Source organism: Paenisporosarcina sp. NPDC076907, from assembly GCF_050269735.1.
Taxonomy (GTDB): Bacteria; Bacillota; Bacilli; order Bacillales_A; family Planococcaceae; genus Paenisporosarcina.
Genome location: NZ_JBNNIX010000003.1, coordinates 256,257 through 268,953, shown reverse-complemented (window position 1 = coordinate 268,953; position 12,697 = coordinate 256,257). Strand labels below are relative to the sequence as shown.

The 12,697-nt window shown below is 39.2% G+C and carries 13 protein-coding genes, 16 tRNA genes and 1 rRNA gene; 24 read left to right on the top strand and 6 right to left on the bottom strand.

Annotation, left to right across the window (positions count from 1 at the left end; genetic code table 11):
- Positions 1 to 162: 162 nt before the first annotated feature.
- The 17 genes from rrf to ACQKEV_RS12925 all read left to right on the top strand — a co-directional run bounded on the left by rrf (position 163) and on the right by ACQKEV_RS12925 (position 1,993).
- Positions 163 to 278: ribosomal RNA gene (gene rrf / locus ACQKEV_RS13005) — 5S ribosomal RNA — on the top strand.
- 13 nt (positions 279 to 291) lie between these two features.
- Positions 292 to 366: transfer RNA gene (locus tag ACQKEV_RS13000), tRNA-Asn, on the top strand.
- A gap of 6 nt (positions 367 to 372) precedes the next feature.
- Positions 373 to 464 (top strand) — tRNA-Ser (locus ACQKEV_RS12995).
- Between the two features lie 23 nt (positions 465 to 487).
- Positions 488 to 562, top strand: a tRNA-Glu gene (locus tag ACQKEV_RS12990).
- A gap of 21 nt (positions 563 to 583) precedes the next feature.
- A tRNA-Val gene (locus ACQKEV_RS12985) sits at positions 584 to 659 on the top strand.
- Positions 660 to 858: 199 nt separating this feature from the next.
- Positions 859 to 935, top strand: a tRNA-Met gene (locus tag ACQKEV_RS12980).
- A gap of 3 nt (positions 936 to 938) precedes the next feature.
- A tRNA-Asp gene (locus ACQKEV_RS12975) sits at positions 939 to 1,014 on the top strand.
- A gap of 67 nt (positions 1,015 to 1,081) precedes the next feature.
- Positions 1,082 to 1,157, top strand: a tRNA-Phe gene (locus tag ACQKEV_RS12970).
- 18 nt (positions 1,158 to 1,175) lie between these two features.
- Positions 1,176 to 1,251: transfer RNA gene (locus ACQKEV_RS12965), tRNA-Thr, on the top strand.
- Positions 1,252 to 1,260: 9 nt separating this feature from the next.
- Positions 1,261 to 1,344, top strand: a tRNA-Tyr gene (locus tag ACQKEV_RS12960).
- A gap of 5 nt (positions 1,345 to 1,349) precedes the next feature.
- A tRNA-Trp gene (locus tag ACQKEV_RS12955) sits at positions 1,350 to 1,423 on the top strand.
- A gap of 18 nt (positions 1,424 to 1,441) precedes the next feature.
- Positions 1,442 to 1,517: transfer RNA gene (locus ACQKEV_RS12950), tRNA-His, on the top strand.
- 42 nt (positions 1,518 to 1,559) lie between these two features.
- Positions 1,560 to 1,635, top strand: a tRNA-His gene (locus ACQKEV_RS12945).
- 9 nt (positions 1,636 to 1,644) lie between these two features.
- Positions 1,645 to 1,716: transfer RNA gene (locus ACQKEV_RS12940), tRNA-Gln, on the top strand.
- A gap of 7 nt (positions 1,717 to 1,723) precedes the next feature.
- Positions 1,724 to 1,798, top strand: a tRNA-Gly gene (locus ACQKEV_RS12935).
- Between the two features lie 9 nt (positions 1,799 to 1,807).
- A tRNA-Cys gene (locus ACQKEV_RS12930) sits at positions 1,808 to 1,881 on the top strand.
- Positions 1,882 to 1,912: 31 nt separating this feature from the next.
- Positions 1,913 to 1,993: transfer RNA gene (locus ACQKEV_RS12925), tRNA-Leu, on the top strand.
- Between the two features lie 82 nt (positions 1,994 to 2,075).
- On the opposite strand, the gene ACQKEV_RS12920 is transcribed toward ACQKEV_RS12925, so the two are convergent.
- Both ACQKEV_RS12920 and ACQKEV_RS12915 read right to left on the bottom strand, forming a co-directional pair.
- Positions 2,076 to 2,279 carry a hypothetical protein gene (locus ACQKEV_RS12920; RefSeq protein ID WP_427446662.1) on the bottom strand — a complete coding sequence of 68 codons (204 nt, stop codon included), beginning with the start codon at positions 2,277 to 2,279 and terminating at the stop codon, positions 2,076 to 2,078.
- Positions 2,280 to 2,453: 174 nt separating this feature from the next.
- Entirely contained in the window at positions 2,454 to 3,284 is an 831-nt protein-coding gene (locus tag ACQKEV_RS12915; RefSeq protein WP_427457923.1) for a CPBP family glutamic-type intramembrane protease, read from the bottom strand.
- A gap of 177 nt (positions 3,285 to 3,461) precedes the next feature.
- Between ACQKEV_RS12915 and ACQKEV_RS12910 the strand changes: the two genes are divergently transcribed.
- The 3 genes from ACQKEV_RS12910 (at position 3,462) to ACQKEV_RS12900 (ending at position 5,384) form a co-directional block, all read left to right on the top strand.
- Positions 3,462 to 3,758 carry a DUF5658 family protein gene (locus tag ACQKEV_RS12910; RefSeq protein ID WP_427446659.1) on the top strand — a complete coding sequence of 99 codons (297 nt, stop codon included), beginning with the start codon at positions 3,462 to 3,464 and terminating at the stop codon, positions 3,756 to 3,758.
- Between the two features lie 99 nt (positions 3,759 to 3,857).
- Positions 3,858 to 4,472, top strand: coding sequence for an NAD(P)H:quinone oxidoreductase (gene wrbA, locus ACQKEV_RS12905; protein WP_427446657.1), 615 nt, complete (start codon positions 3,858 to 3,860; stop codon positions 4,470 to 4,472).
- A gap of 144 nt (positions 4,473 to 4,616) precedes the next feature.
- Positions 4,617 to 5,384: an STAS domain-containing protein gene (locus ACQKEV_RS12900; RefSeq protein WP_427446677.1), complete on the top strand. Its 768-nt coding sequence runs from the start codon at positions 4,617 to 4,619 to the stop codon at positions 5,382 to 5,384.
- Between the two features lie 37 nt (positions 5,385 to 5,421).
- On the opposite strand, the gene ACQKEV_RS12895 is transcribed toward ACQKEV_RS12900, so the two are convergent.
- Positions 5,422 to 6,120 carry a B3/B4 domain-containing protein gene (locus tag ACQKEV_RS12895; RefSeq protein WP_427446655.1) on the bottom strand — a complete coding sequence of 233 codons (699 nt, stop codon included), beginning with the start codon at positions 6,118 to 6,120 and terminating at the stop codon, positions 5,422 to 5,424.
- A gap of 54 nt (positions 6,121 to 6,174) precedes the next feature.
- Between ACQKEV_RS12895 and queG the strand changes: the two genes are divergently transcribed.
- The 3 genes from queG (at position 6,175) to ACQKEV_RS12880 (ending at position 8,288) form a co-directional block, all read left to right on the top strand.
- Positions 6,175 to 7,311 carry a tRNA epoxyqueuosine(34) reductase QueG gene (queG, locus tag ACQKEV_RS12890; protein ID WP_427446653.1) on the top strand — a complete coding sequence of 379 codons (1,137 nt, stop codon included), beginning with the start codon at positions 6,175 to 6,177 and terminating at the stop codon, positions 7,309 to 7,311.
- Positions 7,312 to 7,325: 14 nt separating this feature from the next.
- Entirely contained in the window at positions 7,326 to 7,799 is a 474-nt protein-coding gene (gene trmL / locus ACQKEV_RS12885) for a tRNA (uridine(34)/cytosine(34)/5-carboxymethylaminomethyluridine(34)-2'-O)-methyltransferase TrmL (protein ID WP_269927637.1), read from the top strand.
- Positions 7,800 to 8,105: 306 nt separating this feature from the next.
- On the top strand, positions 8,106 to 8,288 hold the full coding sequence (locus ACQKEV_RS12880) for a hypothetical protein (RefSeq protein WP_427446652.1): 183 nt from the start codon (positions 8,106 to 8,108) through the stop codon (positions 8,286 to 8,288).
- Between the two features lie 27 nt (positions 8,289 to 8,315).
- Here the strand turns inward: ACQKEV_RS12880 and ACQKEV_RS12875 are convergent, their stop codons facing one another.
- A complete protein-coding gene (locus ACQKEV_RS12875) occupies positions 8,316 to 9,620 on the bottom strand; it encodes an NCS2 family permease (RefSeq protein ID WP_427446651.1) in 1,305 nt (434 codons plus the stop codon).
- Positions 9,621 to 9,790: 170 nt separating this feature from the next.
- On the opposite strand from ACQKEV_RS12875, the gene ACQKEV_RS12870 reads away from it, so the two are divergent.
- Positions 9,791 to 10,627: an aldo/keto reductase gene (locus tag ACQKEV_RS12870; RefSeq protein WP_427446650.1), complete on the top strand. Its 837-nt coding sequence runs from the start codon at positions 9,791 to 9,793 to the stop codon at positions 10,625 to 10,627.
- Positions 10,628 to 11,325: 698 nt separating this feature from the next.
- On the opposite strand, the gene ACQKEV_RS12865 is transcribed toward ACQKEV_RS12870, so the two are convergent.
- A complete protein-coding gene (locus ACQKEV_RS12865; RefSeq protein WP_427446649.1) occupies positions 11,326 to 12,171 on the bottom strand; it encodes an RluA family pseudouridine synthase in 846 nt (281 codons plus the stop codon).
- A gap of 54 nt (positions 12,172 to 12,225) precedes the next feature.
- Positions 12,226 to 12,696: a thioredoxin family protein gene (locus ACQKEV_RS12860; protein ID WP_427446647.1), complete on the bottom strand. Its 471-nt coding sequence runs from the start codon at positions 12,694 to 12,696 to the stop codon at positions 12,226 to 12,228.
- Between the last annotated feature and the right edge of the window lies 1 nt (position 12,697).

The following is a 12,697-nucleotide window of genomic DNA, read 5'->3' as shown; positions in this document are numbered from 1 at the left end:
CGAATACTAATCGATCGAGGACTTAACCAAAATGAATTTGAATGGTTTTCAATGACCCGTTTATCCAGTTTTGAGTGAACAAAAATGTTTTTTTATTTTAAAAAAACGCTTGTAAATCTCATGAGACTTGATATAATAAATCTTGTCTTAAAAAACAAATAGTCTGGTGATGATGGCGAAGAGGTCACACCCGTTCCCATACCGAACACGGAAGTTAAGTTCTTCAGCGCCGATGGTAGTTGGGGGTTTCCCCCTGTGAGAGTAGGTCGTCGCCAGGCTATATAGTATTGATCCGAAGTAGCTCAGTGGTAGAGCAATCGACTGTTAATCGATTGGTCGTAGGTTCGAGTCCTACCTTCGGAGCCATATCTTGGGGAGCTGTCCGAGTGGCCGAAGGAGCACGATTGGAATTCGTGTAGGCGGGTTAAACTGTCTCAAGGGTTCAAATCCCTTGCTCTCCGCCAGATGATTTTCTTCTATTATATATGGCCCCTTGGTCAAGCGGTTAAGACACCGCCCTTTCACGGCGGTAACACGGGTTCGAATCCCGTAGGGGTCACCAATTTTACTTTTATTTTACCCAGGAGGATTAGCTCAGCTGGGAGAGCATCTGCCTTACAAGCAGAGGGTCGGCGGTTCGAGCCCGTCATCCTCCACCATTTACACTATAAACACTTTCGACATAGTAAGACCCGAGGGTAATGAAAATATCTAAATTGCATGTTCTAAAGAACATCGCGAGGGTGGAGCAACGCAGCTGTACGAAGACAGCAAGTAACATCGAAGCAGGCGAAAGCCGATGCAGATGTCAAACTTACCTTAAGCGTAGAAGCAATAGTGTTTATAACATAATATTGACGCGGGGTGGAGCAGCACGGTAGCTCGTTGGGCTCATAACCCAAAGGTCGCAGGTTCAAATCCTGCCCCCGCAACCAAATGGTCCCGTGGTGTAGCGGTTAACATGCCTGCCTGTCACGCAGGAGATCGCGGGTTCGATTCCCGTCGGGACCGCCATTTTTTTGAAATATCAAGAATTGGAATAAGCAAAGAAGAGATTCGCAGCTTAGTACAATTCAAATGTGGCTCAGTAGCTCAGTCGGTAGAGCAAAGGACTGAAAATCCTTGTGTCGGCGGTTCGATTCCGTCCTGAGCCACCATTATTTTTTAAATACCGTGCCGGTGTAGCTCAGTTGGTAGAGCAACTGACTTGTAATCAGTAGGTCGAGGGTTCGACTCCTTTCGCCGGCACCATCTTCATATGGAGGGGTAGTGAAGTGGCTAAACACGACGGACTGTAAATCCGTTCCTTCGGGTTCGGCGGTTCGAATCCGCCCCCCTCCACCAACTTTAGGGGCATAGTTTAAAGGTAGAACTGAGGTCTCCAAAACCTCCAGTGTGGGTTCGATTCCTACTGCCCCTGCCAATTTTTTATTTTATAATGGCGGTTGTGGCGAAGTGGTTAACGCATCGGATTGTGATTCCGACATTCGAGGGTTCAATTCCCTTCAGTCGCCCCATTTTTAATATTTTAATTAGAAACATCATATACTATCATTGTGGCGGGCGTGGCGAAGTGGTTAACGCATCGGATTGTGATTCCGACATTCGGGGGTTCAATTCCCCTCGTTCGCCCCATCTTATTAATGGGGTATAGCCAAGCGGTAAGGCAACGGATTTTGATTCCGTCACGCCCTGGTTCGAATCCAGGTACCCCAGTATTATTGCGGAAGTAGTTCAGTGGTAGAACACCACCTTGCCAAGGTGGGGGTCGCGAGTTCGAACCTCGTCTTCCGCTCCAACGTTATTTGGCGGCATAGCCAAGTGGTAAGGCAAAGGTCTGCAACACCTTTATCACCGGTTCAAATCCGGTTGCCGCCTCCATAATAATTTTTATGTCTGCACGTATTTATTTGCCCGAGTGGTGGAATGGCAGACACGCCGCACTCAAAATGCGGTGCCGCAAGGCGTGCCAGTTCGAGTCTGGCCTCGGGTATCATTTAAAAAAGCAGTATCTACTTATGTAGATGCTGCTTTTTTATTTTATATGAAATTGGGGGCATACTTAAAATACAAATTTATCGTTGGTCATTCTTTTTATCATTGTTGACGGGGTGATTGGCCGCCTTTTTTGTATTTGATTTTGCTGCATCATTTTGACCTATAATGTCTAAATCATCTGGACTTAAATCGTATCCAGCTCCAAATTCCTCACGATCGTATCTTGCCTTCTTCAAGTTTTTGTTTTCTTTTTGTTTGATATTACCTTTATCCGTAGTCAAAGAAACTCACCTCCATATTGATGTAGGATGTTCTGAATTTCTAAGTTTATTCAAAGTATCTTATGGATAAGTCACAAATAATGCTTAATCGTTTAAATAGCGAAGAGAATAACAAACCTTAATCAGCACTAAAGTTTACGATAATTAAAAGGCATGACCTATGCATATGTTGATTTAAGGTGTTATTATTTTTTGACCTTCCTTATATTCAGCATGTGTTTTTGTGGCTTCTAGTGAAACCGGAGGCTGAACAAACCAAGTTCTGACCATATATATAATTAAAAACAGCACTAATGCGAAAAAAGAAGATAGCCATGAAGAAAAGAAAAAAGTGGAGTCTACTACTTTAAATTGAATGATTCCATCCCCGACGTTTCCTGTGACTCCAAAAAACAGTCCATATGCAATATTTAACCCAGCATGCAATCCGGTATTTGCCCATATCGAATGCGTCTTGTAGAAAGCATATGCAAGGCTGATGCCCAAGCAGGCAGAAAATATAAAGTTATTTACCGTCAATCCTTCTAACCATATATCATCTAGAGTATATAAGATGGTCGCAATCAATATCAGCATTCCGAAAGAAACACGATTACCGAAATGATGAAAAACCAAACCGCGGACAATCATATCACTGATTAATGAGCCTACTAAGAATCCTGCACAGATCATGATAAGAACAATTAAGCTGTCAGTGAAAGATTGTGTACCGGTCACTGTATATTCCCCTACTATAATTCGCACTCCATATAATAAACACCAACCAATAAAACCTATTGATAATCCTATCCCTAAATTCTTATACCAACCATTAAAAAAAATGAGTCCATAGCTTTCTAATCCTTTTCCAAAAAGTATCTTTGCAAGAAGATAAGCCACAGGAAAAAAGCTGAGCATATACATGAATCTGAAAATATCATTCATTGGTATGAGCAAAGGCACTAAATAAAAGTAGATTGAGAGTACTGTGTATGAAGTTAAAAAAGAAAGTAAGTTGATTTTCAAAAAGATTAGTTCTCCTGTCTATTATTATCATTAAAAGATTCAATAAAAGGTGGAAGGAATCCTTTACTTAGAATATGAAATTTAGTTGACTGAGATGATTCATCATATGTTTAACCACTTTATTAATTGAACACAATGGTTATATTGTTTCAATAAATCTGTATAAAAGGTGATAAAATGGTTGGCTGGGCTTGGCTGTTAGTTATTTTAAATAGTTTAGATGGTATTGCCACTTATTTAGGAATCACATTATTGCTCATTTCGGAAGCTAATCCACTATTAACTAGATTAGATCCTCTTATGATTCTCATGATTAAACTTTTTTTAAGCACGGTTTTTGCTGTATTTATTTTAAAATATCCTTTTCATCAGTTCGGTAATAGTGTGAAATATTTACTGAGTTTTGCAAATGCCTGTTATCTATGTATTTTTGCCTTTCATCTTTTTTGGATTGGCATGAGCATTATGGCTTAAAAGAACACAAATATTAAAAACAGGAATAAAACATCTCCAATAGGGAAACACAGAATTATGTAAATATTTTTCTGTAGATTCTAAAAGGAGATGATAGAAATGAACAATGTAAAATTAGCAGTCGTTTATTACAGCTCAACAGGTACTAACTATCAATTAGCTAAGTGGGCTGAAGAAGGCGCAAAGGAAACAGGAGCCGAAGTGAAAGTAGTGAAAGTACCTGAAACTGCTCCTCAAGCTGCCATTGATTCAAATCCTGCTTGGAAAGCAAATATGGAAGCAACGAAAGATGTTCCCGAGGTTCAGTTGGAAGATTTGGAATGGGCAGATGCGATTATTTTCAGCGTTCCAACGCGTTTTGGAAATATGCCTGGTCAAGTGAAGAGTTTCTTGGATACGACTGGTGGTCTTTGGTTTAAAGGGAAGTTGGCGAATAAAGCGGTTAGTGCCATGACTTCTGCTCAAAACTCACATGGAGGACAGGAAGTAACCACACTATCCCTTTATACATCTATGTACCACTGGGGAGCCATTGTCGTTGCACCAGGTTACACCGACTCTGTCGTGTATGGTGCCGGTGGAAATCCATATGGTACGAGTGTATCCGTTGATCAGGATGGAAAAATGATCGAAGATGTACAAGGGGCAGTGATGCATCAGGCAAAACGCACTGTGACAGTAGCTGAATGGATTAAAAAAGGTCAATCTAACTGATTTATAAAAAAGAATCAATGTTAAAAAGGATGACCCTTTAACTAGCGTCATCCTTTTTCTATGGCAGGGATAATAATGGATTAGGCATTCATCGAATATTTGTTTATACTATTAATAATAGTATTGAAGGAAAAGGTGAAGAGAATGCATGATGTAGGAACAATACCGAACGATATCTCAGTATTAAATGCAGTGAATAGTATTGGGGAAAATATTATTATCGCGGATAAACAGTTCCATATCAAGTGGATGAACGGCTATGCTTCAGATTTATTAACGGTGGTAGCACCTTTATACAATTTGAAAAGCAGCGAAGATTTTATTGGTAAAAATATGGACTTCTTTCATCAACGTCCGGAGCATCAACAACGTGTGATGGGAAATTTAAATGGTACACATCGTACACGAATAACGATAAAAAACCGATTTGTTACTGATATTGTCGTGACTCCAATAAATAACGATAAGAATGAAATTGAAGGATTCATCGTTATGTTGATGGATGTTACCACAAAAGCCGAAGAAGAAAAGAAGAAGGAAAAGCTGATAAAAGCACTTTCCATTCCAATTTTACATGTATGGAAAAATACCATTGCTTTACCGTTAATCGGTGAGTTTGATACGGAGCGTGCAGACTTGCTCATTTCATCGGTATTGATGGAGTGTTCCAAAAATCGGATTGAATATGTTCTGATAGATTTAAGTGGGCTTAGTGATTCGGATCATGAAGTACGATTTCATATACAAAAACTGTACGACTGTCTTAAATTGATTGGAGCCAAATGTATATTGGTGGGCATCAAGCCCAATTTAGCGGTTTCAATGGGAGCCTTAGAGAGAGACATTCCAACTTTCAGATCAACGTATGCTGGCTTAGAAACGATCATTCGTGTACAGAACAATAACGAATAGAAAAAACCGCTTCGATTGAAGCGGTTTTCTTATGCAATCATATAGTAGGCAAGTTAGATTGAACCTGCTCCTTATTTAAAATTACGGATGAATAATTCCCACCGTTAACTTGTGTAAACATTTTACCTGCCGCAGCGACTAATTGCTCAGCGTCTTTAATCGACATAGAAGGCTTAATAAAAAATACTTGCAAGGCATCAACGGTTTGTTCACTTACAGCCGTGCGCAGCGAATCAACAAAAGGGCTACCAAATGGGCCAATGTCATCTGTGATGGTTAAAATACCATGTAAATTATTTTCACGTCCATTGATTCCGGTATATGATGTGTCAGATGAACCTAACTTTATGTGAATATCGCCTTCAACCGAACGTAAATCATACAGTCCTACAGGAATCTCGTATTGCAATGAAAAAAAGTTATTTAAATCCACACCACTGTTGTAAGGTTGCAAATAGTTTTGATTACGAATTCGGCGCATCATGGCCTCCATGGAGGGACGGTAACGCCCAGGGTCAGCTCCAATCTTTTTCCATAGAGTCCTCCATTCCTTTATTCCCTCATAATCCGTTAATTCTTTGTCCTGTAAGTCAAAAAATAAGTGTTCTTGAAATAATTGCATACGACCTTTTAACATTTGGGGCGATTCTGAGATAACAAATTTGGTATAATGGTTAATGCCTATTTTAACAAATTCGTCGATTTGAAAAATGGACGATTCTATAGAAGCTTTCATGCTTTCACCTACAATTCATTTTTCAATAGTTTATCACAAGGAGGGAGAAATTTTATGAATGTAAACCAATTTCAACAAGAACTGATAACATACGCACATTCCATTGGCATTGATAAAATCGGTTTCGCTTCTTCCGCTCCTTTTCGTGAGTTGAAGAATCGATTAAAACGCCAACAGGAACTCGGCTATCAATCTGGCTTCGAAGAGCCTGACCTTGATAAAAGAACCGTTCCAACGCTTTTACTGGATGAAGCCGAGAGTATTATTTCCATTGCCATTGCTTATCCATCTAGAATGGAAAATGCACCTCAAGGGAAAAAAGGTGAGAGACGAGGCATTTTTGCGAGAGCCTCATGGGGAATCGACTATCATACAGTGTTAAGGGACCGTTTAGCCAAATTAGAACTATTTATAGCACAACATGTTGAAAATGCTCAAACGCGCTCTATGGTGGACACAGGAGAGTTATCAGACCGAGCCGTTGCTGAACGGGCAGGAATCGGATGGAGTGCTAAAAATTGTTCAATCATTACACCGGAATTCGGGTCGTATGTTTATTTGGGTGAAATTATTACGAACATTCCCTTTGCACCGGATATCCCAATGGAAGATGAATGTGGAGATTGTCGATTGTGTTTGGACGTATGCCCTACAGGTGCCTTGATTGAAGGTGGTCAGCTTAATGCGCAAAGATGTATTGCCTATCTGACACAGACCAAAACATTTTTGCCTGATGAGTTCCGAACCAAAATCGGCAATCGGATATACGGATGTGATACTTGCCAAACGGTTTGTCCCAAAAATAAAGGTAAATTTAATATGCATCAAATCGACTTTCAGCCTGACCCTGAAATTGCAAAGCCGTTGCTGTTACCATTATTGAAAATGAGCAACAAGGAATTCAAATCGAAATTCGGCCATGTGTCCGGTTCCTGGAGAGGGAAGAAACCTATCCAAAGGAATGCCATTTTAGCATTGGCACATTTTAAAGAAGAAAGTGCTATTCCAGATTTGATTGACTTACTGCAAACGGATGAAAGACCGGTGATCCGTGGCACAGCTGCATGGGCCATCGGTAAGATTGGTACATCTGAAGGAATGGATGCTTTGCAAAAAGCTTTAACAGTTGAGAAAGATCCAGAAGTGATTGAAGAAATTCACAAAGGGCTATCCTTTGAAACCATACATTGAGGAAGTGACGGAAAATGGCTATACATGTGGTGCTTTACCAACCACTTATTCCTGCAAATACAGGAAACATTGCACGTACGTGTGCAGGAACGGATACGAAGTTGCATTTAATTCGTCCATTAGGATTTTCAACCGACGATAAAATGTTGAAACGAGCTGGACTTGATTACTGGGAACATGTTGATATTCATTATTATGATGGTCTGGATGAGCTGTTTGCCAAATACCCGGAAGGAGAGTTTTTCTTCCTTACAAAGCATGGATCTAAGCCACATACTACGTATAACTATAATGAAATTGAGAAAGATTACTTTTTCGTGTTCGGAAAAGAAACTTCTGGTCTGCCACGTGAACTAATCGACGCAAATCAAGACCGATGCCTCCGCATTCCGATGAATGATAATGTACGCTCATTGAACTTGTCGAATACAGCTGCTATTTTAATTTATGAAGCACTGCGTCAACAAGATTATCCGAATTTAGATTAAAAAAACGGGATTGCTATATACTAGCAATCCCGTTTTACATGATTATTTCTTTTCAGATGCACCTGGTTTGTCATCGTACCCTGCCGTGAAAATCGCAGCAAGGAATGCAACAGTAACACCAATAATAAGTAGTAAGCTCATTTTTGTTGCCTCCTTTTGAGAGTATTACAATATCATACCTAAGTATAGCTTACTTCATTTCAAAAAGAAATATTCTCATCGAGACAAATATGGCGAAATTCGTTCATTGCAAAAGTTGCATTCCAAGTATCGTTCTTATACGATAACAAAAAGGAGCTGAGCGAAATGTCGAAAAAAGAACAAGGTCCTGAGAATGGTTCAATGGCTTCATCGATGGAAGAGATGAAACAGCTTGGCCGTCAAATGGAGAAAATGCGCGATGAACATGAATTGAAAAGAGATCACCGAGTTTCCGATCCTGTGCAATCAGATGAAGCAGAGCCGGTTCATAAACGTAAAAACGACTGAGGTCCAAAGACTTCAGTCGTTTTTTTATCAGTGTGGCAAGAACAATAATTGATACAGGAACAGGGCAGCGAAGATATAGAGTAAAGGATGTACTTTTCGTGCCTGGCCTTTAAAGATTTTCAATAAAGGATATAGGATGAATCCAAGTTCAATACCTGTGGCAATACTTGATGTAAGTGGCATTGTCAAAATAATAATGAAAGCAGGGAAGGCTTCATCAAAAGAATCCCAATCAATATGTTTAACGGCACTGATCATCAAACTACCGACAATAATTAAAGCAGGTGCTGTAATAGCAGCAACACTTGAAAGTGAAGAAACGAGCGGTCCAAAGAATGCAGCGATGATGAATAGAACGGCGACTGTAACAGAAGTTAATCCTGTACGACCACCTACTGCAACACCTGAAGATGATTCGATGTATGCGGATGTAGGACTAGTTCCAAACATTGCCCCAACAGTCGTCGCAACTGAATCAGCCAGCAAAGCTTGTCGTGCACGTGGCATTTTATTGCCTTTCATTAAACCAGCTTGTTTCGCAACACCAATCATCGTTCCCGTTGTATCGAATAACGTAACGAGAAGGAATGAAATCACGATGCCGAACATGCCATAATTGAATACGTCCATAAAAGCTACTGCAGGATTCCATACAATAATGCCTTCTGGTAAAGAAGGCAGTTTCATTAATGTTGACTCAAACTTTAATTGACCTGTAAAGAAAGCAACAATACCTGTAGCAATCATTCCGTAGAATAATGCGCCGTAAACATTCATGACCATCAATATCAACGTAATGAGCAATCCGAACAGTGTCAGTAAAACGGGTGCACTAGTTAAATCGCCAAGTTTCACTAAGTTTTGGGGATGAGCTTCAACTAATAGAGATAGGCGCAGACCGATAAAAGCTATAAACAAACCGATACCTGCAGTAATACCATGTTTTAAATTTTCAGGGATAATTTCGATTAATTTTTTACGTAAAGGTGTTAAAGATAAAATGATAAATAATAGTCCGGCAATAAATACAGCTGAAAATGCTGAGATGTAATTAATTTCTCCATTGGATGAAATAACAACGGTGTAAGTGAAAAATGCATTTAAACCCATACCTGGTGCAATGGCGATCGGATAGTTTGCAAATAATCCCATCCATAATGTACCTACAACTGCTGAAATTATAGTTGCTAGAAAGACTTGATCAAAAGGTACACCAGCATCGGCCAAGATTACTGGATTTACGATTACGATATAAACCATCGTCAGGAATGTTGTCATACCTGCGAGAATTTCAGTTTTTACATTAGTATTATGCTCATTTAAGCGAAACATAGTGTGTCTCCTTTCAAAAAGACGAACGAAATAACCAACATTCCATATAATATTCGTTTTTAGAGCAAAGTGCAATAGTTTTTGGAGAAAAAATCATCTCGCTCGTAAAATACAGATTCAATTTGTACAATGTATATAAGAAGATAGAACAAATGGAAAGGATGAAGAACATGACATTTACTTTGCAGTCCACCAAAACATTACATAACGGCATAGAGATGCCTCGCCTAGGATTAGGTGTATATAAAATGACGAACCCTGAGGAAGCGGTCAAAGCTATGACAACGGCTCTTCAAGTAGGATATCGTGCAATCGATACGGCTTCTTTATATGCCAATGAAAAAGAAGTTGGCGAATCAGTCAGGGCTTCAGGTCTAAAACGCGAAGATGTTTTTGTTACGACGAAAGTTTGGAACTCCGATCAAGGTTATGATCAGACATTGCGAGCTTTTGAAAAATCACTGGAACTCCTTGGTTTTGACTATCTGGATTTATACTTAACTCATTGGCCGGTCAAAGAAACTTTCGTTGATACATATCGTGCGATTGAACGATTGTATGAAGAAAAATTGATTCGTGCGACAGGTGTGTCCAACCATCATCAGCATCACTTGGAAGAAATTTTTGCAAAAGCGAATGTTAAACCGATGGTCAATCAAATCGAGTTAAGTCCACGTCTTACTCAGTATGACCTGAGATCGTTTTGTGCAGACAACCAGATTGCGGTAACATCTTGGTCGCCACTGGCGCGAGGTGGTCTTCTTAATGAGCCGTCTTTGGTACGCATGGGTAATAAATATGGAAAAACACCAGCTCAGATCATCATCCGCTGGCACTTGCAGCACGACTTGATAGTGATTCCAAAATCGGTGACTCCAGAAAGAATCGCGTCCAATGCTGATGTGTTTGACTTCGAGTTATCATTTGAAGACATGAAAAATATTGATTCATTGAATTTAAATGAACGCACGGGTGCAGATCCAGACAATTTTTCGTTTAATTTTTAATATTTAATCCACTGCCACCATTAACCTGAACAAAAAGACCCTGGGGAAGTGACGCTGTCACTGCCTCAGGGTCTTTATTTGATCAATAGTTGTCTTGGATTGCATATAAAAACATCGCTTTTTATTATTTGGTTGCAACTTTTCGGATTTGGTTGCAACTTTTACTGTGTTTGTTGCAACTTTCCTAATTTGGTTGCAACTTTCGAGATTTCGTTGCAACTATCCAATTACCTCCTAATTTTTCGTAAAAATCGATATGGCTTAATAGATTAAATACAAAAAGAGATTCTTCAAGGGAATCTCTTTTTTCATTTTCTTATCTGCATAAAAGGGATTTGGAAATATCTGTAGAATGTTTAATTGTCAGTATAGTGAGAGGTGGGAGATTTAAAATGGAAATGTTATTTTTCATAAGTGCTCCATTGTTTTCTGTCCTATGGTTTATTAATTTAGTGCAGCTCTTGGAAAAATTAAAGCAAAACAGAAACATACATAATCAAAAGATTTTAGGCTGTGTTTGGAGTGCAGGTTTTACTTTTTCGATTATTAATACAATATTGATGTTTATGCAATAATGAAGTTTATTTAAACGACCAATAATTCACTGGGAATTAAAGTGAAATAAAGCAGAAAAAAGCCAACATCTAAATCGATGTTGGCTTTCGACTTGTTTCATACTTCAAGTGAAGAAAGGTGAGTTACTTATAATCTTCCACAACAATCATTTCTTTTGTAATCGGGTGGACAAATTGAAGTTTTTTCGCTTGTAGTGAATAATTGTCTGCTCGTGTTCTTGAACCATATAGTCTATCGCCTGTAACTGGGTGGCCGATTGAACTTAAGTGAACGCGGATTTGATGCGTACGTCCGGTTTCCAAAATCACGTGTACTTTTGTAAAATTCGAGTCTTGTCCAACAACTTCAAAGTGCGTGATCGCTGTTTGACCAGATGGAGAGACTGTCCGGCGAGTTGAATCATGACGATCCTTCCCGATCGGCGTGCGAATCGTTCCATTTTTTTGTGTCATGTAGCCATCGACAATTGCTTCGTATACACGGATGATTTGTTTGTCTTCAAGCATACGGTCAAGCATGGACTTAATGAGCGGATGTTTGGCAATCAATACTAAACCTTTCGTACCTTGATCGAGGCGATGAACATGCTCAGCATAAACGCCACCTTGTTTATTAATATACGACATGACATGGTTCATGCAAGTGCCTGTCTGACCTGGCTCGTTTGGATGTGTTGCCATATCGGCTGGCTTTGAAACGACCAGAATATGTGAATCTTCAAACAGGATGGGCACTTCACAAGTTTGTGTTGCTACATAAGAAGAGGGTTCTACCTTCACATTGAATGTCAGTTTAGTCCCTTTTGGGTAATGATGTTGCCATACCATCGGTTCTCCATTTTCATTCACGATGCTTTTGGCCATACGCATTTCATGCATGATTTTTTTACCAATTTGAAAGTCATCACGCAGAAGTTGTTCAATGGTAATATTGTCTGTTTGCAGTTCATATTGAAAAGTTTTAATCATTTTGCAGTCCTCCTAAAAATAGACCATGTACGATGACATGGTCTACAGTATCTTCTATTTTAATACAACATCATTGAAAAATGTTTTAATATTTTCTTCTGGTTGATTGCCGACCATACGAGCAACTTCTTTTCCATCTTCAAAATGAATCATTGTTGGAGTTGCTTCTATCAAATAATCTTCCCAACCTTGTTCGAATTCATAAATATTGTATTGCACTAAGTCTACGTCCATATCCTCTGCAATTGGCATTAATACAGGCGTCATTGCTTTACAGTGGCTACAGATTGGACTGAAGAAGTAAGCAGTTACGGGTTCACCGCTTTCCACTTTTTCTTGTAAGTCATCAGGTAGAATGATATTTTGATAGTTTTCATCGTCCAATTGGTCAATTGTTTCTTGTTTTAAGTCATTTGTACCGTAAGGATTGTCAGCTAATTTATTTTTGTTAGACGCATTGTTCAGGACGATCAATAAAGCAAATACGGCTACGATGATTCCACCAATAATTAATAACTTCTTCATT